Below are 21,869 nucleotides of genomic sequence, written 5' to 3' on the forward strand. Positions count from 1 at the left end.
GGCGTACCCGCAGCGGTACGTCGAGGAAGCGGAACGCAGCGACGGGACGCCGATGACCGCCAGAACACGCCAAGCTGTTGCGCAGACAGACCACTAGTCGGGAGTGGATCCGACGCCGTAGGTGGTTGAAGTTGAAGTGGGCAAGCTTGTAGAAGCAGATGAGTCGTATGCGGTACCGGAGTAGTGACCTATTACTGCTCGGCGAGAGCTGCTTCGAGGATCTTGGCCTTGTCCAGAGTGCCTTGTTCGCCCACAGTGACAGTGACCTTGTCTATGTCGCCGGTGAAGGCGAAAGGCGCCTCGTAGTCCGCGCAGACGGACAGCCCTCTGTCCAAGCCGCAGTTCAAGCTGCCGTGGGCCGGGAAGACCCAGGGAATCGTCATGCCGATGCGGCCCTCGACGGGCTCGGCATCCCCGACGATCAACCGTACGTCGCCGCGATGGTCCGCTTCTCTCGTGTAGATGACCGAGACCCTGACCCGGCGGTCACCCGCGGGTAGTGGAGCGGTCACCCGGTACTCCCGGATGCCGCACAGGTTGTAGACGAACCGGATCTCCCCGTTCTTGGCGAAGAGGGTGTAGCCGCCGAAGCGGTTGCCGTGGGCGAAGATGACACCCTCGGTCACGCCGGACGGGTTCTGCGTAATGCTTGTGGAGATGCGGAAGTCCCGGTTCAGTGTGTTGACCGCTCCCCGGGCGAAGATGGGTTGGGAGTTGGGCAGGTACTCGTACGTATCCCGGTCGGGACCGATGGAGGGACGGGGGTCTGGCCAACGTTCGTGGCCACGGTCGTCGATGGGGAGGACGTTGTAGCGGCCCGCCTCGACCCACCAGCGATCGACAAGGTCCTGGACGACTTCGGGATACTTGTCGGCCAGGTCGGAAGTCTCGTTGGGGTCGTCCTCCATGTTATAGAGGAACCAGCGGTCCTGGTCGAAGTTGCCCCGGCTGCTCATGGGAGCATGGTCGGCGACCGCCTTCCAGCCGTCGTAGTAGATGGCGCGATGCCCGAGCATCTCGTAGTACTGCACCAGCTTGCGGGACTTGGCCTCGGGCTCCAGGACGCTGTACCACATACTCAGCCCTTCGATCTCCGACTGGCGGACGCCGTCGATACTTGAGGGAGGGTCGATGTTCAGTGCCTCCAGGATGGTGGGCATGACGTCGGTCACATGGTGGTACTGGCGCCGTATATCACCGGCGCCCTGGATCCCGTTCGGCCACCGGATGATGAATGGGTCAGCGATCCCGCCCTGCCACACCGAGCGCTTCCACTCCCTGAACGGTGTGTTGCCGGCCATCGACCAACCGCGTGGATAGTGGTTCATGTAGCCGGGTCCGCCTATCCCGTCGATGTGCTCGAGCAACTCGGAGAACTGCGGGAACAGTGCGTTGTACATGGCGTACTCGTTGACGATCCCATGCTCCTGGCCTTCCAGGCTGGCGCCGTTGTCGGAAAGGAACACGATCATTGTGTCGTCCAGGCGACCTATCCCGCGTAGGAACTCCACCACTCGCCCGATCTGCTGGTCGGTGTGGGTGATGAAGCCGGCGTACACTTCCTGCATACGGGTGTACAGGCGTCTGTGGTCGTCCGACAGCGTGTCCCAGGCCGCCACCCCCCAGTTTCGCTCCGGGAGTTCCACCGATTCCGCCATGAGCCCGAGCTCCTTCTGGCGGTCCAATACCCGCTGCCGTTCCACGTCCCAGCCCTCGTCGAAGGTACCCCGGTAGGCGTCGGCGTACTCTGGAGGCACGTGGTGGGGCGAGTGCCCGGCTCCGTAGGCTAGGTATAGGAAGAACGGCTTGGCGGGATTAGCCGAATGGGCGCCCGCCAAGTAGTCGATGGCCCGGTCGGTCAGGTCGACGCTCAGGTGGTAGCCATTTCCGCCGGGACGGTCGACGAAGTAGTTGTCCTGGGCGAGGGCGCCCGGGTGCCAGTGGTCGATCATTCCCATCAGGAAACCGTAGAACCGTTCGAAACCCCGCCCCAGCGGCCAGCGGTCGAACGGTCCCACCGGGGTCTGTTCGTAGTCCGGGGTCAAGTGCCACTTGCCCACCGCGAAAGTGTTGTATCCGCGATCCCGCAACACCTCCGACAGCATGCCGTGCTCCGGGGGCATTACTGCGTTGTGGCCCGGATAGCCCATCGCCAGCTGCGGGATACTGGCCATGCCGCAACTGTGATGGTTCCGCCCGGTCAGCAGCGCCGCCCGCGTCGGTGAGCACAAGGCGGTGGTGTGGAAAGCCGAGTAGCGGATCCCGTCGGCCGCCAGCGCGTCAATGTTGGGCGTGCGGATCGACGACCCGTAGCACCCGATCTGTCCGAAGCCGACGTCGTCCAGGAGGATCACCACCACGTTGGTCTGGCCGTCGGCAACGGGCGAGGATTGCGGCCAGCGAACCTCGGACTCTTCTCTCGTCTTTCCGACTCTCTGAGGACCGCCCATCACCTGCTCCAATCAAGCCTCGCCGGGGTCGGGGGGTTCCTACCGGCCGTCCTGGGCTGCCGAGTCATCTTCGAGTATCCAGATGTGCTCCTTGGGCAACTCGACGAACACCTGGTCGCCCGGGGTGAGAGTGACGGACGGCGGGGCGTGGACCGTCCACGTGGTCTCCGCCAGCTGCACGAAGACCTGTGTATGGGTACCCATGTAGATCGCCGAGGTCACCGTCGCCGGGAGGCCGTTCTCGCCACCTGCCCGGTTGGACAGCGTCAGGGTCTCCGGCCGCGCCGTGACGACGACCGGCCCATCGCCGGTGTCGGCCACGTTGTGGCCCACTGCGAGGTCGCCCGCGCCCGTGCTGACCACGTCGCCGTGGCGAGTCCCAGGCAGGAAGTTCTGGCTGCGGAAGAAGCTGGCGATGCCGGCGGTGCGGGGATGGCGATAGAACTCGTCCGGCCTGCCGACCTGCTGCAGGGTCCCGTCGAACATCAGCGCGATCCGGTCGGCGAGCATGACCGCCTCCTCCTGGTCGTGAGTAACGAAGATGGCGGTGATCCCGAGATCCCGTTGGATCGAGCGGATCAGGTGGCGCATGGTGATGCGCAGGTTCGCGTCGAGGTTGGCGAGCGGCTCGTCGAGCAACAGGACCTTGGGATGGGTGACCAGGCCTCTCGCCAGCGCCACCCGCTGCTGCTGGCCTCCGGAAAGTTGGTGCGCCTTGCGGGTGCCGAAGCCGGACAACTCGACCCGTTCCAGCATTTCCTCCACCCTCCGGTTGATCTCGTCCTTGCCCATGCCGGCCATCTTGAGGCCGAAGCCGACGTTCTGGGCCACGGTCATGGTGGGGAACAGGAGATGCTGCTGGAAGATGAGCACCGCACCTCGCCGTTCGGTTGGGACCTCCACCACCGATGACCCGTCGAACAGCACATCCCCCGTGGTGGGGCGCGCCAGCCCGGTGATCATTCGCAGGGTGGTGGTCTTGCCACACCCGGAAGGACCGAGCAGGGCAACCATCTCCCCCGAGGCGATTTCCAGGTTCAGGTCCTTGACCGCCCATTTGTCACCGAAGGCCCGTCCGAGATGGACGAGAGACACATCCGTCATACCTTGCCGAAACCTCCCATCACGGTCGAGCCGCGCCCCAACGACCTAGAGGTCAGGATCAACACCATGACCGCGGGTGCGACGAAGATCAATGTAATCGAGGCCGCCACCGCGGCATTGCCCTGCCCGAGGAACGGGAAGAGCACCATCGGCAGGGTGATCAGTATTCCGCTACCGATCAGAACCGTGGTCACGTACTGCGACCACGAGATCAGGAACGTGAAGAGGCAGGCCACGAGCAGTCCCGACGAGATGGCGGGCAGGGTGACGTACCGGAACACCCGTATCTTGTTGGCGCCGAGGGTTCGGGCCGTCTCCTCCAGGGCCGGGCTGTAGTTGGCGAACACGCTAGACATCACCAGGACGAAATACGGTGTGGCCGGTATCAAGTGGACCAGCGACACGCCCAGGACGGTCGCGGTGAGGCCCAGCCTGATGAACACGATGTGGATCCCCATGGCGGCTACCAGCGCAGGCACGATGATCGGCATCATCAGGATCCACTCGACTACCCGCTTGCCGCGGAACTGGTGCTGGCCCAGGGCTCGGGCTGCGGGCATACCGACCAGGAGCGCCAGAGTGGTGGTAAGCAGCGCGATGCGTAGGCTGTTTCCGAGCGATTCGAACACACGTGACGTGTCGTCGATGGTGTAGGTCCAGGCGTCCAAACCCCACTCACCGGGAACAACGTCGGGATAGTGCCAGCGGAAGGCGAAGGACCTGAGCAGCAGCGACACCCCCGGCAGGACCACCGACACCACGATGACGGTTACGGTGGCCCAACGCAACCAGTTGATCTGCCGCCGCCCGGGCTTCCGTCGTTCGCTCACTGCCTGGTCCGGACCCGGGGCAGGCCCGGGAGCATCTGGCGAGGTCATCGGATCCCCACCGCCCGTTTCACGTCGACCTCGAGTAGCGGGCCAGCCGCCTGTATGCGATCAGCAGGAGGACCGTGATGACGGCCAACACGATGGCAATGGCCATCCCCTTGGGCCGCGATGTCAGTTCGGGACGCTGAAACTCTCGGAAGGCTTGAACCGGAAGGGTGGTCGGGAAACTCTGTCCGAGCAGGAGCGGGATCTCGAAGTTCGCGAACGTGAAGGCGAACACGATGATCCACGTGGAGACCACCCCGGGCATGATGAGAGGCAGCAAGACGTGTACGAGCCGCTGCCGCTTGGTAGCTCCCAGGGTCTGGGCCAGCTCCTCGTACTGGGGACCGACGCTCTGGAGGATGGCGAGCACCACCAGGCCTACGAACGGTATCTCCTTCCACATGAACGACAGCATCACTCCGATGCTGGCGTTGTCGTACAGGATCGCCGGGAAGTCGCCCGGAGCGTTGATCAGTCCGAGTGCAGCTCCTATGCGAGACAGGAGACCGCTCTGGGCGAACAGCAGGATGACTGCGCTGGCGGCCACCAGATGGGGTACGGGGAGAGGAATCTGGAATAGGAACGTCGCCAGACGGCTACCCGGGAAGCGCTGCCTCAGGACGAGAGCCGCGCCGACGGCGAAGACGGTCGACAGCAGCGTGACCGAGAAGGCGATGCGGAACGTGGTCCACAGCGAGACGAGGAAGTTCCGGTCGGTGACCGCGTCCACGTAGTGGCGGAAGGTGAACTCGGTGAGGCCGGCGGCCGGGAAGTAGCCGAGGCTCTGCATGAGACCCGCGACCAGCCCCCCGAGGAACAGCAGGAGGATCACCGCCAGCGCCGGCGTCAGCATCAGCGGGATCTTCAGCCGCTCCCTCAGGGGCGTCTGGCGTCGTTCAAGCGTCATGGGACCGAGCTCGGTCCCCGACGGAGGTGGCGTGGGGCCGGTTGCCTGAGCGGGCGCCGGCCCCACCGTGCTGCTCACCTCTTGACTAGGCCTCGAGGACGTTCTCGATCCAGCCCGCCTCCATCTGCGTTGGCCAGGAGGCGTGCGGCTCGGGCAATCCGGCCGCGGCTAGGACGTCGAAGGGAAGGGTTGCCACTCCCCGGTCGTACGAGTTGAGGATGTCACGCTCTTCCTGGGTCCAGGTCGTGGTGTCTGTCGGGAGCCCCCATCCCCACTGCTCCGGGTTGGCCTGGATCAGCTGGTTCTCGGTGCTGAGGATGTGGTTGGCGACGATCATCGCGCCCGCCGGGTTGGAGGCGTTCTTCGGGATCGTCACGTAGTTCTTGTTGGTGAGCGTCCCCGTGTCCATCACCCAGGTGCGGATGGTGTCCGGATACGTGCCGTTGTTGATCAGGGTTGACGGCCGCCGCGGGTTTAGCGACATGCCGAAGTAGACCTCGCTGTTGGCCAGCAGGTCCTGCAGGGCCCCGATACTGGTCGGATAGGTGTCGCCGCCGCGCCACAAGTCGGGCTCGATGTCGTTCAGGTACTCCCACACCTTCGGCGCGATGCTGTCGAACACCGCCTGGTCGAAGGGTTGCTGGAACACCGAGTAGTCGTCGGCCGCCCAGTAGAACATGTGCTTCACAAAGCTCAGGCCGTGGAAGTCCGGCGGGGCCGTGTAGGTGAACAGGCCCGGGTTGGCGTGAACCCATTCCGCGAGTGCCTCGAAGGTCCTGGGCGGTTCCGGCACGTAGGCCGAGTTGTACACGAAGACCATCTGCGCCGATCCCCACGGCGATTCGAGGCCGTCGACCGAGACGCCGAAGTCGTAGGCGATCGAAGGGTCGTCCCAGTTGACATGCGCCGCGTTGGGGATCCCCTCCGACCACGGTCCGAACAGGAGGTCGGCTTCCTTCAGGGTCTTGAAGTTGTCACCGTTGATCCAGATCATGTCGACGCTGCCGCCTTCGGTCACCCCGGCCTGGTGCTCGTTGAGGACCAGGTTGACGGCTTCGACGGTGTCGCCGAGCGGGACCCGGTTGAGCGTGACGTTGTATCGCTCCTTCACGACATCGCCGATATACGTGTCGACCCAGGAGTTGAGGTTTTCGTTGCCGCCCCACATGTGCCAGTTGACCGTGGTGCCGTCGGCAGCAGCGAGTACGTCTTCCCAAGTGTCGTACATGGGAACGTCGACCATGGTTCCCATCATCTCTTCCATGGCCTCGGTGGTGGTCGGTGCCTCCTCGGCCATAGCCTCCGTCGTGGCGGGGGCTTCCTCCTCCATGGCTTCGGTGGTAGTGGGTGTCTCCTCGACCATGGCCGCGGTGGTGGTCGTCGCCTGGGTCTCGGGTGCCGCCGCCGGTTCGGCTTCGTCGTCGGTGCCGCAAGCTGCCGCCACCAGCGCTAGGGCCGTGAACAACAGAAGGATCGAGAATCGTTTCCGGTGTCGAGCGAACATCATTTTCCTCCGATGGTTCTTAGGGTTCCTGCAAGCCGACAACTACATAGACAGTCGCGAGGCCCGTGGCAGAGCACCGTAAATGCATGAGGCCTGGGTGTCAATCGAGCCCTTCACCGCAACGAGCGCCCTCCGGTCGCTGACGCGACCGGTCGCTCACCTCCCACTTTCTCTTCTCGCCGACCGTAGGTCGCCTCCGGTCCGGAAAGGATCACCGTCACGTCCCGTCGGGCGGTGGCGGTAAATACCTCACACGCGGTGATCACGCCGAACCCCTCCGAGGTTGCCGGACGGTTGAAGGGCCGCGCCACCGCCGGATCTTGAATCTCGACAGAGAATCTCCATCTGGGAATAGGAGAATGTGTGCTCTGCTCGGGTTCTCAAGGTCCTGCGCGTCACATCCAGGCGTGGGGTAGGCTCGCCGAGGAATGATGAGGGATGAGGTTGGCTCGGAGCGGCACATGGGCCAGGAGTCCGGACCAGATGCACGACGCCCGGATGTGCTGCTCGTCATGTTCGACGACATCGGTTTCTCCGACCTGGGCTGCTACGGATCCGAGATAGACACCCCGAATCTGGACCGGTTGGCCGCTGAGGGGCACCGCTACAACAACTTCCACGCCACCACGCTGTGCTCACCGTCGCGGGCCTGCCTCCTGAGCGGCCGCAATCACCACGCGGTGGGGATGCGGATGCTGACCGGGACCCGCCACGAGTACCCGAGCGGGCGGGAGAGGATCACGAGGCGGGCTGCTCTCATCTCCGAGGTGCTGCTCGAGGCCGGGTGGAACACCTTCGCGGCGGGCAAGTGGCATGTGCTCCCGCAAGACAACCAGGGACCGGCCGGGCCGTACGACGACTGGCCGCTGCGCCGGGGCTTCAACCGGTTCTACGGCTTCCTCGGAGGGGCTGCCGACCATTACTACCCGGAACTGGTCCGGGATAACCACCACATCGAGCCGCCGGCCCGACCGGAGGACGGGTACCACCTGACCGATGACCTGATCGACCATTCCTCCCGGTTCGTTTCCGACCACATCGCCCACCGACCGTGGGAACCGTTCTTCCTGTACCTCCCGCTGGGGGCCGCCCATGCCCCGCATCACGCCCCGCCCGAATTCATGGAGAGGGTCAGGGGACGCTTCGACGCCGGTTGGGACCAAGTCCGCCGGGACCGCTACCGGCGCCAGATCGAGACCGGAGTGATCCCGCCGGGTACCGAGCTACCTCCCGGCAATCCTGACGTGCGACCGTGGGCGAGCCTCAATGCCGAGGAGCGTATGGTGGCGGCCCGGCTGCAGGAGGCGTACGCCGCTTTCATCGAGCACACGGACGCGGCGCTCGGTCGCCTGTTCGACCACTTGAAACGGGTCGGCCGCTGGGACAACACGATCATCTTCGTGTGCTCCGACAACGGGGCGGCGATGGATGGCCGCGACATCGGGGCGTTCGGGAGGATCCACTTCTTCAACGACATCGAACCCGGCGCGGCTGACATCATCGACCGGATCGACGAGATCGGAGGGCCCACCGCCGACTCCCAGTATGCCCGTGGCTGGGCGCAGGCTTCGAACACCCCCCTCAAGTGGTACAAGCGCTACACCCACGGCGGGGGCATCAGGGTTCCGCTGATCGTCAGGTGGGGAGACCGCATGGCCTCCCCCGGCACCGTGCTGAACCAGTTCCACCACATGATCGACATCGCACCCACCATCTACGAGGTGGCCGGCGTGAAGCCAAAGGCCGTCCACCAGGGCCGCCCGCAGATGCCGATCCACGGTCGCAGCATGGCCTACACGTTCGGCGATCCAATGGCAAGAACCCGGAAAGGACCCCAGTACTTCGAGATGACCGGTCACCGGGGCATCTGGGCGGACGGGTGGAAGGCGGTGACCCGCCACGCGCCCGGCGACGCCTATGTCACGGAGGAGTGGGAGCTCTACCACTTGGACGAGGACTTCTCCGAAGCGAAGGACCTGGCCGCTGCAGAGCCGGAGAAGCTGGCCGAACTCGACCGCCTGTTCTGGCAGGAGGCCGCGGCGAACGATGTCCTACCGCTTGACGACCGCTACATGGAACTGTTCTGGTCGTACGGCATGGACGAGCGGTCGCCCCTCTACCGGCGCCGAGTCGACTACTACCCGCCCCTGAGCCACATCGAGCGGCAGGCCACACCACCGATCGAGTACTGCTCCTACACGATCGAGGCGGTCGCCTCCGGTCCGATGGAAGGCGTGGTCGTCGCCTACGGGCACCCGACCTCCGGATTCGTCCTCTACATGCAGGACGGCCGCCTCCACTACGAGTACAACGCGGCCGGACCCGTGATGACCCAAAGCATCCACCTGCCGGACAGCGATCCGCTAACGGTTCGGTTCGACTTCGACCTACTCGGTGAACGGGCCGGTAGAGGTCGCCTCAGCGCCGGTCATCACCAAGGCCAATGGTTCGACTTCGATCAGGTGCTCGTGTGGATCTCCCTCGCCGGGATGGACCTGGGCCGAGACGCCTACGGTCCGGTCAGCACCCGCTACGACCCACCCTTCCCCTTCCAGGGGGTTCTCCAGCGCGTCACTTTCCACCTCGGCTCTGAGATCAAGGGCAACCGCCGCCGCGCCGACTACTGAGGGGCGAGGCACACAGCCTTGTCCCAGGACTTGTATTGGTCCTGAGAGCAGGAGAGGTTGAGCTTGTTCCACCGGATCAGGCCGATCAGCTACCTCGAGGCTCACGCCGAGATCGTGCGAACTCGCGCTGACCAGGGACCGTTGATCATCACCCGGAACGGTGGGGCCCAGGTGGTCACCAGGACATCGACAGCTACGAACAGGGCAGGAGACGATTGTCCTGCTCAAAATGCTTGCGCTTGGCAATCGCGTGGTCGAGGCTGGGGAAGTTCGTTGGCGAGCGACACAGTCGCAGAGCTTCGGGAGAGAGTCCACCGGCTAGCTGATGGTCCCCCGGCGCGACTCAACCGGCCGCCTGTCAGCGGTCGGTGGGCAGGGGGTTCGCTTCCGTTCCGAGGAGCGAGAACTGCGCGGATCCGGGCGCCTGAAGGCCCATGTGCTGGTAGGTGAGCGCCGTGGCCATCCGCCCGCGCGGGGTGCGCGCCACCAGTCCCCGCTGGACGAGGAACGGCTCGTAGGCCGACTCCACGGTCTCCGGCTCCTCCCCCACCGCGATCGCCAGGGTGGTGAGCCCCACGGGACCGCCGCCGAACTTGGACACGATGGCGTCGAGGATGAGGCGGTCCACCTTGTCCAGACCCAGATCGTCCACCTCCCAGAGCTCCATACCGGCCGCGGCGACAGCCTCGTCGATGCGCCCGTCCGCCCGCGCCACCGCGTACTCGCTCATCCTGGTCAGCAGGCGGTTGGCGATACGCGGCGTTCCCCGGCTCCGGACCGCCACGTAGCCGGCTGCATGGCCGGTCACCGGAACGCCGATGATGGTCGCCGACCTCATCACTATCTGCTTCAACTCATCGTCCTCGTAGTAGTCGAGCCGGTCCACCATGCCGAAACGGTCCCGCAGGGGGGCGGTCACCGTGCCGATCCTGGTCGTGGCCCCCACCAGGGTGAACCGTGGCAGGCTCAGGCGGAGGGACTGGGCGGTCGGGCCCTTGCCGACCACGATGTCGAGGGCGAAGTCCTCCATCGCCGAGTACAAGACCTCCTCTATCACCCGCGGCAAGCGGTGTATCTCGTCGATGAACAGCACGTCCCCGTACTCCAGCCCGGACAGGATGGCGGCCAGATCCCCGGGGCGTTCCACCGCCGGGCCGGAGGTCGAGCGGAGCTGCGCCCCCATCTCGGCCGCGATGATGCGGGCCAGGGTGGTCTTGCCCAGACCGGGCGGACCCGAGAGCAGCAGGTGATCGAGCGGACGACCCAGCTTGACCGAGGCCTCCATGGACACGGAGAGGCGCTGCTTGATCTTCCGCTGGCCGACGAACTCGTCCAGCGTCCTGGGGCGGAGCAAGACCTCGCTGGCATGGTCCTCCTCGGTGGGGTGGGTGGCCAGCAGGCCGTCCTCACGCACCGGAGAGGCCCCTGTTCCGGCCCATCACTTTGAGCGCGCTCCTGACCATCTCCTCGACCGGCCCGTCCAGCGAAATCTCCTCCAGGGCCGCTCGAACCTCGACCGGCAGGTAGCCCAGGGATTCGAGGGCCTCCCTGACCCTCGCCACCTCCGAGGTGGATGCCATGCCCACCACCATCGAACCCAGCTTGGGCCGGAGGTCGAGGATCAGCTTCTCGGCCTTGCGCTTACCGATCCCGGGGGCCGCCACCAGCGCCGCCACATCATCCGTGGCCACGGCTTGGCGCAGGTCGGCCGGGCGCATTGTCGCCAGTATGGCCATGGCCAGGGCCGGTCCCACGCCGCTGGCGCCCAGGAGGATCCTGAACATGTCACGGCTGGCCTGGCCGTCGAAGCCGTAGAGGGACATATTGTCCTCCCGCACCGCCAGGTGGGTATGCAGCACCACCTCCTCGCCCAGGCCAGGCAGAGAGGTCAGATCACGAGGCGTCACGTTCACCTCGTAACCGACGCCACCGACCTCGATCACGACACCCGACTCGCCCTTGGCGACCAGCATGCCCCGGAGCCGGCTGATCATCCGGCAGCCCTCCGAGCCGCCGCCTCGACGCGGCCCAGCCGGTTGCCCGTGCTCTGCATGTGGCAGAGGGCGATGGCCAGGGCATCGGCGGCGTCGGCCGGTCGGGGCGCCTCCCGCAGGCCGAGACGCCGCGCCACCATCTGCTGGACCTGCGCCTTAGAAGCCCGGCCGTCGCCGGTGACGACCGCCTTGACGGCCGAAGGGGAGTACTCGAAGACCTCGAGCCCTGCCCGTGCCGCCGCCAGCAGGATCACCCCCGAAGCCTGGCCCACCTGGGTGGCGGTGAGGCGGTTCCGGTTGACGAAGACCCGCTCGATGGCCATCACCTCCGGCCGGACCTCGTCGATCAACTCGCTGATGTCCTGGTAGAGGACGTCCAACCGGGTGGCTGTCGGCAAGCCGGCCTCAGTCCTGATCACGCCCGCGGACTTGACGTCCGGAGAGCCGACGCCCCTACGGACCACGCCGAACCCGGTGGTCGTCAGCCCGGGATCGATACCGATCACGAGCACGGCGGTTCCGGGGCCGGTACCTGTGGTGCGAACATATGTTCTAGTCTAGCCCGCCGCGGCCACAGTTCCGGCTCTTTCCGGGCTGCCAAACGTCTTGCCAGTGGTCTGTCTGTGGAATGGCGGCGTGGTATGGCGTCGGCAGCGGTGTTCCTCGCAAGGCCCGCTGACGAAGGCGTGCCCGCAGCGGCACGGTGAGGAAGCGGAACGCAGCGAGGGGCGCCGATGACCGCCAGAGCACGCCTAGCTGTTCCACAGACAGACCACTACCAATCGTCGGGGTCCACGCGCTGGTTTCGAAGCCACTCGATGACCCGGTCACGATGGAACAGGAGCCGTCCCTTGACACTGGCGCAGTCGATCCAGCCCTCTCCGATGAGGCGACGGGTCTCCTCGATGGAGAGACCGAGCAGGTCGGCCACCCCGGGCACATCGAGGACCGGGGGGAAGAGCCGGGGATCGCTGCCGGCATCCGATGGGTAGATCATGCCGTCGCCCCGTCGCCGTAGGGAGGGAACAGGAAGTACCGTTCCATGTCAGGAGGAGGGGACGGGAGTGACGCTCACGTCCGTGATGATCTGGGCCCTCACCCAGTTGACAACGTCGTTTCCTACGTTCGTAAGCCCGGCCCGGAGGGCGAACACCACCAGCACCCCGACCACGATCCAGGCGAGGATTGTCGAGGTCTCGGCTGCTCCCTTTTCGTCCCGAAGCCACAGGGTGCGGGCATGAACCCGCGCCATCGTCCTGGCGCCGATCTTGATCTTCACCTTTGCTCCTTTCCTATCTCGGAGTTGCTCGATACGACCCGACCAACGAACCACCCCACTTGCCTGACCCGCCGAACCCGCGCTCCCTCATCGGTCTATCCCCCGAACACGATCGACGGGATCGGGGCGGCCATGAACAGCATCGTGATGGGCGCGAGGACCACCACCACCGGAATGACCATCAGGATCCGCCGGCGCGCCGCCGTCCTCCTAAGCGCATCCCGACGCATCGCCCTCAGGTCCTTCGACAGCCCGAGCAGCGCATCGGAGAGATCGGATCCCTGCTCCTGGGATCTCGCCATGACGCGGTAGGTCCGGGCCGCCTCCGGCTCCGGCGTCAGCCTTTCCGCCCGGGCCATGGCCTCGGCGAAGACCCAACCCCGCTCGTGCAGGTGGAGCACCTCGGCGATCTCGTCCACCGCGATCCCGCGGGCGCGGCTCACTACGTACCGAAGACCCTGGATGGGTCCACCACCCACCCGGGTATACATGGCCACCAGCTGGTTGATGGTGTAGAGCTCCGAACGGATGGCCTCCCGGCGCCGGCGGACCGCCTCGGACAACCGGGCCCGAACCTGGAGACCACCCAAGGCCGCGCCGGCCGTCATGAACAGGATCACCCTCATACCGGACCCGCCACTCACCAACGCGATTCCTGCCAGACCGGTGGCGTACAGGACCATCAGGCCGAGGGATCGCATTCGGTAGACCCGCGGTCGTGCGGCTTCCTCCAGGTCCGGGAACAGACCTCCCTGGCGCAGCCGGACCGCCAGCTCCCGATCGTCCATCGGCATCAGCAACCGCGCCACCGGATACACCGTCCCGGCCAGCATCGGTCCCAGCAAGCGGCGAATGGCGTTTTGGCCGAGCGTCCGTCCCGGGTCCATCCGGACCGCCGCCTCGGGACTCGGACGGAACTCCAGCCTGGTGGCGTTGGAGTACGGTCGCACCCGCGACCCCAGCCGGCGAGGCGGCCTTATCCAGAGCGCGACGCCGGAGACGGCGAATACCACAGACGAGGCGACCGCCAGGACTGTCAAGCCGACGTTCATCGCCACCGTCCCTTGCCGACGTCCCCGGCGCCCGCCAGAACCCGTGGCTCGCCGGTCGACCGACCGATGTACCTCAGGAGCCCCACCCCGATCACCGACCACACCACCGCCGCCAGGACCACCACCAGACCGGAACCTGAGCGATAGAAGGCCCGGTACTGGTCCGAGGTCTGGGTCAGGAACAGCAACAGGAGCCACGGAATCAGCACCACCACCCAACTCTCGATACGCTGCTCGGTGCCGTCGGCCCGGATCTCGGCCTCCAAGCGGAGATCCTCCGTTATCTCTCCGATCAGATCGCGGAGCACCTCGGCCACGAGGCCACCGCCGTGCTCGTGCGCCAGCACCAGCACCTCCAGGATCCGATCGGAGTTGGGATCGCCCAGCTCTTCCTTCATCAGCTCCAAGCCGGGAACCACTCCCATCATGCGGGCCATGAGACGGAACCGGCCGAAGGCGGGCCGGAGCGGCGCCGGACCACGTTCGGCCAGGTCGCCCAACGCCAGCGTCAACGTGGACCCGGCCGAGATCGCCGCGAGCGCATCCCGGAGGGCATCCGGCCAGGCCTGACGGATCCGGCGGAGCCGTTCGCGGCGGCGGCGCGTGTAGAAGGCATACGGCGAGAGCGCCAATGCGGCGGCCGGCATGATCGCCAACCACCAAGCCTCTGTGAGGATGGTCGTGACGACCAGCGTCGCCAGACCTAGGACGCCGGAACCGGCGAGGAACTGGAGCGGGCTCAGATCACTTCCGGCCTGTACCAACCAGAGGTGATAGCGGGACAGGTCGCGCCGGGCGGCCTGCCTGCGGCGCATCGCCGCCGTGTAGCCGGTGAACAGGCCGGCCGCCATGTAGACGGCGACCGCCGTGGCCAGGGACGCCAGCAGCCTCATAGCGGGAGCTCCCAGGACCCCGAGAGGACGGCTTCGATGCCGGCGCCCTCGGGGAGAGACCGTTCCAGGCGCTGCCGGATCCCGGTCGGCGGAAGTACGCCGGTCCATTCGAGGGTCCCGGCTACGTCGTTCCGGCGGAACAGGGTGTCGGTCTCGAATCCACCGCTCCGACGGGGGGATTCAACCACCAGCATCTCCATGACCCGGCGCCGGATGCCCGCCTGGTCGCCGGCCAACTGGTCCCGCTGCAGGTGTACCACGAAGTCGATCGCCGTGCCGAACACCCTGGTCAGGATGGCTTCGGTCACATTCTCACCTGCCATGAGAGCCGCATTGACCAGCGCCACCAGAGCCGCCGAAGCAGAATCGGCGTGAATGGTGCAGGCGAAGCCGCAACCAGCGTTTACCGCCCTGGTGAGCTCGAATGCTTCCGATCCCCGCACCTCGCCGACACAGATGAGGTCAGGACGCTGGGCCAGCACCACCTTCACCAGGTCCCGCAGCGTGTAGCGCCGGCTGCCGTCAAGGTTGGGCGGGCTCGCCTCGTAGAAACTCCCCTGCAGCAAGGGCATGTCGAGTTCCCTGACCTCCTCGCATACCCGGACACACCGATCGGCGGGAACCGACCTCAGGTAAGCGCTCAGCAGGGTGGTCTTACCCGCCCCCGGTGGCCCGCTGAACAGGATGGTGGTGTTGGCTCGCGCCGCCACCCATAGGAACGCCGCCGCGGACCTGGACAGCACGCCGCCCTCCACGAGAAAGCTCAGGTCATAGTTCTTGACTGTGTACTTCCGGAGGGTCACCGACAGGCGGTCCGCCACCGGTGGGATGACGGCGGTGAGGCGGGCCCGCCCGCCGAGCACGCGCGCCTGCTCGATCGGGTTGGAGACATCCAGGCGCCGGTTTGTCCCTGCCAGAATCCGGGTGACGATCTGGCGGTTCTCCTCCTCGGAGGTAGGGGTGTCCAGAGCCTGCAGGCGCCCGGACGAGTCGAGGAACGTCACCCGCTCACCCTCTATGAACACCTCTTCTATGTCGTTCCGGTCGATCACCGGGGTCAGCGGTCCGTAGCCGACCAGGGAATCGATCAGCCTCTCGCCTATCTCGGCAGGATCGCGGAAGGGGCGGACACCTCGTCCGGCGAAGGCTCTCCTCTGGTAGGCCGAGACCAGTTGATCGACCTCGGCCCGGATGGTCTCACCGTCCTCGAGGGGATCCAGATCCAGCTCACCGATGCGTTCCGCGGCTCGCCTTCGCAGGGTCTCGTACGGACCGGTGCTCACAGCGCCTCCCGGTCGGCACTGCTCGCCATGGCGCTGCCGAGCTTTTCGACGGTCCTGATGAAGGATCCTTTCGGCGTAGGCGTTCCGTTCCACACGGCCCGTTCCAGGCCGGCGTCGACCGGCAGCCAGGTAATGGAGTCGGGGACGAGGTTCCTCAGCAGCTCGTCGCTCAGTTCGCCCCGCTGGAACTTGGTGAGGGTGCGGGACTCGAACACGATGTGGAGGGGCGCGGCGGTGATGGTGCGTACCCTGGCGGACCAGGCGAGGGCTCTCGACAGGCCGACCGGGGTGGGCTCGGCCAGGCCAACCACCTCTCCCGCCAGTCCGAGCAAAGCCCGGCTCACATCGAAGCGCCCTTCACGAGCCTTGGCGGGACCCGGTTCCTCGAGATACGGAGATGCCTTGAGGATCACCTCGTCCTGGACCGAGGAGATGGTCTCGACCAGGTCGACCACTTCCTCGGCCTGCACCGTGTGCCAGTCGGCGGGATCGGGTAGGCCGGTCAGAAGCGTTACACCGTACGGCCCGGCCATGAACGAGTCCCTCACGTCACCACGAAGCAACAGATGGGCGTCCAGGGCCGTCAGCAGATTCGGAACGACCGGAAGGGAGAACCTCTGCGCAAGCATCGGCGTGATGGTGTCTACCTCGATCACCATCGCCGCACGCTGGCGGGTTTGGAAGGCGCCGGCAAGCATGACGGCCACGTCAGCGGCCACGTCACCTCCGGCCACCATGGTGATGCGGCCCAGCCGAGTCCGCTCGCGGACCGTGGCGGCCGCCACCCGGGATCGAGGCAGGCCGTCGAAGGCCACCGTCGCGACGATCTCCAGGATCGTCTCCGGCCCGCCGCCGGCCGGCGCAAGGCCGTCCACACCCAACGCCAGGAGGCGTTCCCTGCCCAGATCACCCGAGTCGGGATCGAAGATTCCCACCACCTTGCGGCCTTCCCTCTGGATCCGATCCACCAGACGCGGGCTCAGGAAGCTGGTGATGTCGTCGATCAAGAGAACCTCGTATTCCGTCTGCAGCGCCTCCGTCGCGGTGAGCACCGTTCCCTTGAGGCGGCCACCTCCGAAGTCGCTGAGGAACCGCACCAACTCGGAGGCCCAACCCCGTTGCGACCCGGCGATGGCGATGACGGGCTCGAATCCGATCACGAGGCTGACCCGAGCGCAGGCAGCCGAGTCTCGCGGATAGCCGGATAGCCACGGTAGGCAGGAAGGCCGGTCGACCTGAGCAGGTGAATCGAACCGGAGTCGAGGGCCGCGGAGATCAGTAGCGCCTGCGCCGGGCTCACGGACACCGTCAGGCCGAAGCCGGACCCGGACAGGCCCCGACTGCCCGCTGTCACGGCCAGCACCTCGATCCCGGAGGCGACGAAGCGGCTCCTGCCCCCCTGGACCAGCATCACATCGATGCGGTCACCGACATTGAGGGCCGCCCCGACGGCACGATCAGGCGAGATCGGAATGCTCATCGCGCGCTGGCCGTCCGGAGTAGCGACCGGCCTCAGGTCGTCCGCCAACAAGGGGGCGCCCGCTTCGACATCGCGTATCACCACCTGCCCGAAGAGGTTTGCGAGGTACTCCCGGGAGAGCGCCCGATCCACGAATGGGCCGTCGGCATCCACATACCGGTAGGAGACGTCAGTGGTGGCCAACCGGCTGCCGGCCGGTATGGCATGGGCGGCCACCGGAACTTCGACCCCTTCGCCCTCGTCCCGGAGGATCAGCACGTTGAGCAGGAAGGCCAGCAGGCCGGCAGTGATCATCACCGCGTGGCCGAAGGAGAGGCGGGTGAAGGGATTCCGCCTGCGGTTCCTCGGACCCCGTGGGGTCGCCGCCGTCCAAGCTGGTGCGCTGGGCTCGACCATGTTCAAGCTTCTCCTCTGCCGCCATCCGTGGCGGGATGACTATATCCCATAGTTTCAGAGGATGCCATGGTGTTGAAATAATTTTTTAGCACTTTAAATAAGTATGAATGATTACCAATTAACGGACAGAAGCACCGGATTCCAAGAACAATGTAGAGTTCTGGGTATTCCTATCTGGCCGGTCCGGCCGTTACCGAAGGCTTGAGAGGCGGTGCCGCGACCCCTCTTATCTCGGCTTGGTGCGACGCATCACGTAGGCAACCCGGTCAAGGGCAACGTAGATCCGCCCGATCGCAGTGCTCACTGCAAGATGATCTCTTGCCACCCACTCGATCTCCCCCGTGAAGCCGGATTCCCCGCCCCGGCAGACCACTTCGAAGTCTGCTTCGACGAGCTGAAGCATGCCTATCCGGGAGACAAATGTCTCAACCGTGTGGCTCTCGGGCCGCCCTTCGCCGAAGTCCGGCAGCACCGTGAGCGCATCCACACCTGGTATGCAGACCTCGGCCCGCCCGTTCGGCGTCTCCAAGGTCATGAGATCATTACGGACGTACACCGGCAGTCCGTCCAGGCGGCGCCTACCTATGAGGATGCGCACCATGCGACCCGCTTGGGAAGCCTCCCACGCAACGTCGGACATTCTCTTCTGGCGGGCCGCCAGGATCATCGCCTCGGACTCGGCTACTTCGAACTCCTGCCGGATGCGCGTTTCCATACGCCGGTGCAGTCCCGGATCGAAAGGATCGTCTCCATACACAGATGCTCTCCTACACTGGCTTCGTACCGGCAAATGATGCTCACGTCCAAGAGTATCGCTACCGGTGGGAAGATGCTCCGGCTTCACTGACGAATTTTCCGCGTTCTGGGTCTTCCGCGTTGTTTTTGGACCGGTATTCAACTCTCAGATGGAACGGATGACAGGATCTAACTGTATGCGTTCTTATGACTACTAGTGAATTGACGGTGTGATGTGCGCCGGCCGGCGGCGTCTTCGCAAGGCCCGCTGACGAAGGCGTACCCGCAGCGGTACGTCAAGGAGCGAAACGCAGCGACGGGACCGCCTACGGCAAGCAGAACACGCCAAGCAACTTCACAGGCCCGACACTGTGTTCAATAGCCAATCGTAATCTAATCCTAACCAGCAATCAGCAACCAGCAACCAGCAACCAGCAACCAGCAACCAGCAACCAGCAACCAGCAACCAGCAACTAATCGATAGCTACGAACAGCCGTTCCGAGGCGAAGACGCTGATGCCGACCGGCCGATCCCGCACCTCCACGGTTATACCCCCGTAGGGGTCCTTCTGCACCAGGCTGATCCGGGCGTCCGGCCGGATGTGGTTCTCGTCCAGAAAGCGCATCATGTCCGCGTCCAACTCCAGTTCCTCCGAGATCCGCTCGAGAGCCAGCGTCTCCCCCCTCTCCATTTCGGCAATGGCCTTCATCCGCGGAGGCTGGTAGCCGGCGCCCGGAATGGGGTTGCCGTGGGGGCAGGTCTTCGGATCGTCCATGACCTGCCACATGGCCTTCTCTACGTCATCCGAGATCATGGTCTCCCATACCTCGGCCTCCTCGTGCACCTTCGCCCATGGAAGCCTCAAGACCTCGGAGAGGAACCGCTCGGCGAGGCGGTGCCTGCGCACCACCACCGCTGCCAGGTGACGGCCCTCCTCGGTGAGACGAACCTCGTCAGACACGTTGACCAGGCCCTCCGCCGTCATCCGGCGAACCATCTCGGACACGCTGGCCGGGCTCACTCCCAGCCAGCGCGCTATGCGGGCCTGGAGCACCGGGATACCGGCCTCCTCCAGTTCCCAGATGGCTTCGGCGTATTCGCGGCATCGGACGGAGTAGCCGGGATCAGTCATGTGCTAATCGTAGACACGGTGCGGTCGTACCACCCGGGGTACTGACCGGCCGCACCCCTGTCTCGGTCGCCAGGTGGGTCATCGGCACATCATGGGAATCGGTGGGGAGTCTGTCGACCACCAGAGCCGAGACTGTCACTCCGACCCTCGCCGCGCCGTCGGGCACCGTCAGCAGGAACCGGTCGTAGTAGCCGCCGCCGCGGCCCAGACGCTCGCCATCCGGCCCGAACGCCAGGCCCGGCGTGAGTACGACCGCCACGCTCGACAGGTCGACGAGGGGAGCTGTGGCCACCGGCTGCTCGAACCCGAACCGGTGCCGCTCGCGGGGCGCGTCCAGCGGGTGGAGGGTAAGGGGCCCGCTGGGCGGGGTGCGGGTGACCGCGAACGTGCGGCCTACCCGGTCCGGAACCCGTGTCACGTCGATCTCGTCGGGGAGCGGGAGGTATATGACCACGCTCCCGGCCGGGAGGCCGGCCCCGGCCAACCACTCGACTATGCCGTCGACGGTCGCAGCGGCCTGATCCTCGGGGATACCCGGCCGGCGCATCCGCCGAGCCCAGCGCCGGAACTCCTCCTTACCCGTACCCGGCGGCGGTATGTCAACAGGCTCGCCGTGGGTCATCGTGGCCCCGGCCGGATGGCTCGAGAGCTCTGAGGTTCCATCCAGTCAAGTTAGCGACCATCTCGCAGCCGGATCAGTCATGCTCCGCTAGGCGGGGATCGGGCCGCCGCGCCAGGTAACCTGACCGGCAATGGGAACACTGGCGCACGGCCTCCGATCGAGCTTGATCTTTGCCATCGCGATTCCGCTCACCGCGGCGTGCGCGGTGGTGGTCATCCTGCATTCCCTGCTGAGGCCGCCTGGGGGACTGCTGGACCGGATCCCCGGCTTCTGGGGCCGGACATGGTGCCGGCTCGCCGGCGTGGAACTCACCGTCGAGGGCCTCGAACACATCGACCCGAAACAGGCGTACGTAGTGATCTCCAACCACCAGTCCGCCTTCGACATTTTTTCCCACTTCGCAGCGTTGCCGGTTCCGATCCGCTTCCTGGCCAAACAGGAGCTGTTCAGGATCCCCGTCTTCGGAGCGGCCATGCGAAGGATCGGGATCGTGGAGGTTGACCGGGGCGCCGGGCGAGCCACCCACCAGGCCGTCAACCGGGGCGCCGCCGAAAACATGAAGCTGGGACGCTCCCTCATGATCTATCCGGAAGGGACCCGATCACGGGACGGTGCGATGCTGCCGTTCAAGAAGGGGGCCTTCGCCATCGCCCGCAATCTGGGCGTGCCCATCGTGCCCACGGCGATCACGGGCAGCCGCCAGGTCTGGAGCCCGGGATCCAAGATCATCCGCCCCGGACACATCACCGTAACAATCATGGATCCGATCCCGACCGACAACATGACGCTGCGAGACCTCGGCGACCTGACGAAGCACGCCTACTCACTGATCGCGAACGTGGCCGATGCGGGGGCCGTCCGGGAGCCCAGCGACAGCCGTACCTGACCGGCGGGAGCCGCTAGGAGGGTGCTGAAGAAGACGGGGATGTGTTGGCCCGCGATCCCTTGAACTGGGGTTTCATTGCCGACTGTCTGACCTACAGGACACTTTCAGTACCCTCCTACATACCGAGCGTCCCTGACCTCCACAGCAGGGCGCGACGCCTGGGGTCGGCGAGCCGAGCCCTCCGAGCCAGCCACGCCAGGTAGGCGATCGCGACGATCTCCTGGCCGATCGGTAGCAGGTCGGCGCCGGACAAGCTCGCCAGTCCCGACCAATCGGATTCGATGCCGGTGGGAAGCTCGTAGCCCAGCATGGGCCACAGGAGGAGTTGGGGGTCGATCCACCCGAGGTCCAGCACCAGGTGCAGGATCGCTCCGGCCGCCACCACCACGGCCCGCTTCCGGCCCGGGCTACGGCGGCGGGTGAGGACCAGGGCCGCCACCAGCAATCCCAGACAGAAGGCGACAGAGTGACCGATGAGCCGGCCTGCGCCCATCCCCCCGGCCGGAACCCACCAGCCGGCCACCCATTCGATTGCGTCTGGCAGGAGCGCTCCGATCGCCAGGAAGCGGAGGTCCGCGTCAGAGTCCTTGAAAGCCAGCCGGAAAAGGAATACAGCTCCGCCCAGATGCCAGAAGATCATCGCCCCATT

The 21,869-nt window shown here is 65.7% G+C and carries 21 protein-coding genes; 2 read left to right on the forward strand and 19 right to left on the reverse strand.

The window, feature by feature from the left end:
* Window positions 1-191: 191 nt before the first annotated feature.
* The 5 genes from OXM57_00005 to OXM57_00025 all read right to left on the reverse strand — a co-directional run bounded on the left by OXM57_00005 (window position 192) and on the right by OXM57_00025 (window position 6,801).
* Window positions 192-2,450, reverse strand: coding sequence for an arylsulfatase (locus OXM57_00005; protein MDE0351064.1), 2,259 nt, complete (start codon window positions 2,448-2,450; stop codon window positions 192-194).
* A 39-nt stretch (window positions 2,451-2,489) separates the two neighbouring features.
* Entirely contained in the window at window positions 2,490-3,554 is a 1,065-nt protein-coding gene (locus tag OXM57_00010; protein ID MDE0351065.1) for an ABC transporter ATP-binding protein, read from the reverse strand.
* Window positions 3,551-4,384 (reverse strand): ABC transporter permease subunit, encoded by an 834-nt coding sequence (locus OXM57_00015; GenBank protein ID MDE0351066.1) that lies wholly within the window; start codon window positions 4,382-4,384, stop codon window positions 3,551-3,553. Before OXM57_00015 ends, OXM57_00010 begins: the two co-directional genes overlap by 4 nt.
* A gap of 67 nt (window positions 4,385-4,451) precedes the next feature.
* The gene (locus OXM57_00020) at window positions 4,452-5,336 is read right to left on the reverse strand and encodes an ABC transporter permease subunit (GenBank protein ID MDE0351067.1); all 885 of its coding nucleotides are present in this window, start codon (window positions 5,334-5,336) and stop codon (window positions 4,452-4,454) included.
* A gap of 85 nt (window positions 5,337-5,421) precedes the next feature.
* Window positions 5,422-6,801, reverse strand: a complete 1,380-nt coding sequence (locus OXM57_00025; GenBank protein ID MDE0351068.1) for an ABC transporter substrate-binding protein — start codon at window positions 6,799-6,801, stop codon at window positions 5,422-5,424.
* Between the two features lie 467 nt (window positions 6,802-7,268).
* On the opposite strand from OXM57_00025, the gene OXM57_00030 reads away from it, so the two are divergent.
* On the forward strand, window positions 7,269-9,467 hold the full coding sequence (locus OXM57_00030) for an arylsulfatase (GenBank protein ID MDE0351069.1): 2,199 nt from the start codon (window positions 7,269-7,271) through the stop codon (window positions 9,465-9,467).
* A 358-nt stretch (window positions 9,468-9,825) separates the two neighbouring features.
* Here OXM57_00030 and ruvB read toward each other — a convergent pair whose 3' ends face one another.
* The 13 genes from ruvB to OXM57_00095 form a co-directional block, all read right to left on the reverse strand.
* Window positions 9,826-10,881 (reverse strand): Holliday junction branch migration DNA helicase RuvB, encoded by a 1,056-nt coding sequence (gene ruvB / locus OXM57_00035; protein MDE0351070.1) that lies wholly within the window; start codon window positions 10,879-10,881, stop codon window positions 9,826-9,828.
* Window positions 10,874-11,461: a Holliday junction branch migration protein RuvA gene (gene ruvA, locus OXM57_00040; protein ID MDE0351071.1), complete on the reverse strand. Its 588-nt coding sequence runs from the start codon at window positions 11,459-11,461 to the stop codon at window positions 10,874-10,876. Before ruvA ends, ruvB begins: the two co-directional genes overlap by 8 nt.
* Window positions 11,458-11,973: a crossover junction endodeoxyribonuclease RuvC gene (ruvC, locus tag OXM57_00045; GenBank protein MDE0351072.1), complete on the reverse strand. Its 516-nt coding sequence runs from the start codon at window positions 11,971-11,973 to the stop codon at window positions 11,458-11,460. Before ruvC ends, ruvA begins: the two co-directional genes overlap by 4 nt.
* Window positions 11,974-12,236: 263 nt before the next feature.
* On the reverse strand, window positions 12,237-12,458 hold the full coding sequence (locus tag OXM57_00050) for a helix-turn-helix domain-containing protein (protein ID MDE0351073.1): 222 nt from the start codon (window positions 12,456-12,458) through the stop codon (window positions 12,237-12,239).
* Between the two features lie 48 nt (window positions 12,459-12,506).
* Entirely contained in the window at window positions 12,507-12,740 is a 234-nt protein-coding gene (locus OXM57_00055; protein MDE0351074.1) for a hypothetical protein, read from the reverse strand.
* 95 nt (window positions 12,741-12,835) lie between these two features.
* On the reverse strand, window positions 12,836-13,792 hold the full coding sequence (locus OXM57_00060) for a type II secretion system F family protein (GenBank protein ID MDE0351075.1): 957 nt from the start codon (window positions 13,790-13,792) through the stop codon (window positions 12,836-12,838).
* The gene (locus tag OXM57_00065) at window positions 13,789-14,685 is read right to left on the reverse strand and encodes a type II secretion system F family protein (protein ID MDE0351076.1); all 897 of its coding nucleotides are present in this window, start codon (window positions 14,683-14,685) and stop codon (window positions 13,789-13,791) included. The genes OXM57_00060 and OXM57_00065 overlap by 4 nt, the downstream gene beginning before the upstream one ends.
* Window positions 14,682-15,968: an ATPase, T2SS/T4P/T4SS family gene (locus OXM57_00070; protein MDE0351077.1), complete on the reverse strand. Its 1,287-nt coding sequence runs from the start codon at window positions 15,966-15,968 to the stop codon at window positions 14,682-14,684. The genes OXM57_00065 and OXM57_00070 overlap by 4 nt, the downstream gene beginning before the upstream one ends.
* Window positions 15,965-17,128: a hypothetical protein gene (locus OXM57_00075; protein ID MDE0351078.1), complete on the reverse strand. Its 1,164-nt coding sequence runs from the start codon at window positions 17,126-17,128 to the stop codon at window positions 15,965-15,967. The genes OXM57_00070 and OXM57_00075 overlap by 4 nt, the downstream gene beginning before the upstream one ends.
* Complete coding sequence (locus OXM57_00080) at window positions 17,125-17,844, reverse strand: RcpC/CpaB family pilus assembly protein (protein MDE0351079.1); 720 nt, start codon at window positions 17,842-17,844, stop codon at window positions 17,125-17,127. Before OXM57_00080 ends, OXM57_00075 begins: the two co-directional genes overlap by 4 nt.
* 226 nt (window positions 17,845-18,070) lie before the next feature.
* Window positions 18,071-18,601 (reverse strand): hypothetical protein, encoded by a 531-nt coding sequence (locus OXM57_00085; GenBank protein MDE0351080.1) that lies wholly within the window; start codon window positions 18,599-18,601, stop codon window positions 18,071-18,073.
* A gap of 451 nt (window positions 18,602-19,052) precedes the next feature.
* Window positions 19,053-19,712: a metal-dependent transcriptional regulator gene (locus OXM57_00090; GenBank protein ID MDE0351081.1), complete on the reverse strand. Its 660-nt coding sequence runs from the start codon at window positions 19,710-19,712 to the stop codon at window positions 19,053-19,055.
* Window positions 19,705-20,334, reverse strand: a complete 630-nt coding sequence (locus tag OXM57_00095) for a 5-formyltetrahydrofolate cyclo-ligase (GenBank protein MDE0351082.1) — start codon at window positions 20,332-20,334, stop codon at window positions 19,705-19,707. The genes OXM57_00090 and OXM57_00095 overlap by 8 nt, the downstream gene beginning before the upstream one ends.
* A 163-nt stretch (window positions 20,335-20,497) precedes the next feature.
* Between OXM57_00095 and OXM57_00100 the strand changes: the two genes are divergently transcribed.
* The gene (locus tag OXM57_00100) at window positions 20,498-21,220 is read left to right on the forward strand and encodes a lysophospholipid acyltransferase family protein (protein ID MDE0351083.1); all 723 of its coding nucleotides are present in this window, start codon (window positions 20,498-20,500) and stop codon (window positions 21,218-21,220) included.
* Window positions 21,221-21,335: 115 nt separating this feature from the next.
* Here the strand turns inward: OXM57_00100 and OXM57_00105 are convergent, their stop codons facing one another.
* A complete protein-coding gene (locus OXM57_00105; protein ID MDE0351084.1) occupies window positions 21,336-21,860 on the reverse strand; it encodes a metal-dependent hydrolase in 525 nt (174 codons plus the stop codon).
* Window positions 21,861-21,869 lie beyond the last annotated feature (9 nt).

Source organism: bacterium (genome assembly GCA_028820935.1).
In the GTDB taxonomy this organism is placed as follows: Bacteria; Actinomycetota; Acidimicrobiia; order Spongiisociales; family Spongiisociaceae; genus Spongiisocius.

Excerpts from the sequence above, each read along its gene's own strand:
- OXM57_00005 (MDE0351064.1), bottom strand. The coding sequence starts at position 2,450 with ATGGGCGGTCCTCAGAGAGTCGGAAAGACGAGAGAAGAGTCCGAGGTT.
- OXM57_00010 (MDE0351065.1), bottom strand. The coding sequence starts at position 3,554 with ATGACGGATGTGTCTCTCGTCCATCTCGGACGGGCCTTCGGTGACAAA.
- OXM57_00020 (MDE0351067.1), bottom strand. The coding sequence starts at position 5,336 with ATGACGCTTGAACGACGCCAGACGCCCCTGAGGGAGCGGCTGAAGATC.
- OXM57_00030 (MDE0351069.1), top strand. The coding sequence starts at position 7,269 with ATGATGAGGGATGAGGTTGGCTCGGAGCGGCACATGGGCCAGGAGTCC.
- ruvA (MDE0351071.1), bottom strand. The coding sequence starts at position 11,461 with ATGATCAGCCGGCTCCGGGGCATGCTGGTCGCCAAGGGCGAGTCGGGT.
- OXM57_00050 (MDE0351073.1), bottom strand. The coding sequence starts at position 12,458 with ATGATCTACCCATCGGATGCCGGCAGCGATCCCCGGCTCTTCCCCCCG.
- OXM57_00060 (MDE0351075.1), bottom strand. The coding sequence starts at position 13,792 with ATGAACGTCGGCTTGACAGTCCTGGCGGTCGCCTCGTCTGTGGTATTC.
- OXM57_00065 (MDE0351076.1), bottom strand. The coding sequence starts at position 14,685 with ATGAGGCTGCTGGCGTCCCTGGCCACGGCGGTCGCCGTCTACATGGCG.
- OXM57_00080 (MDE0351079.1), bottom strand. The coding sequence starts at position 17,844 with ATGGTCGAGCCCAGCGCACCAGCTTGGACGGCGGCGACCCCACGGGGT.
- OXM57_00090 (MDE0351081.1), bottom strand. The coding sequence starts at position 19,712 with ATGACTGATCCCGGCTACTCCGTCCGATGCCGCGAATACGCCGAAGCC.
- OXM57_00095 (MDE0351082.1), bottom strand. The coding sequence starts at position 20,334 with ATGACCCACGGCGAGCCTGTTGACATACCGCCGCCGGGTACGGGTAAG.
- OXM57_00105 (MDE0351084.1), bottom strand. The coding sequence starts at position 21,860 with ATGATCTTCTGGCATCTGGGCGGAGCTGTATTCCTTTTCCGGCTGGCT.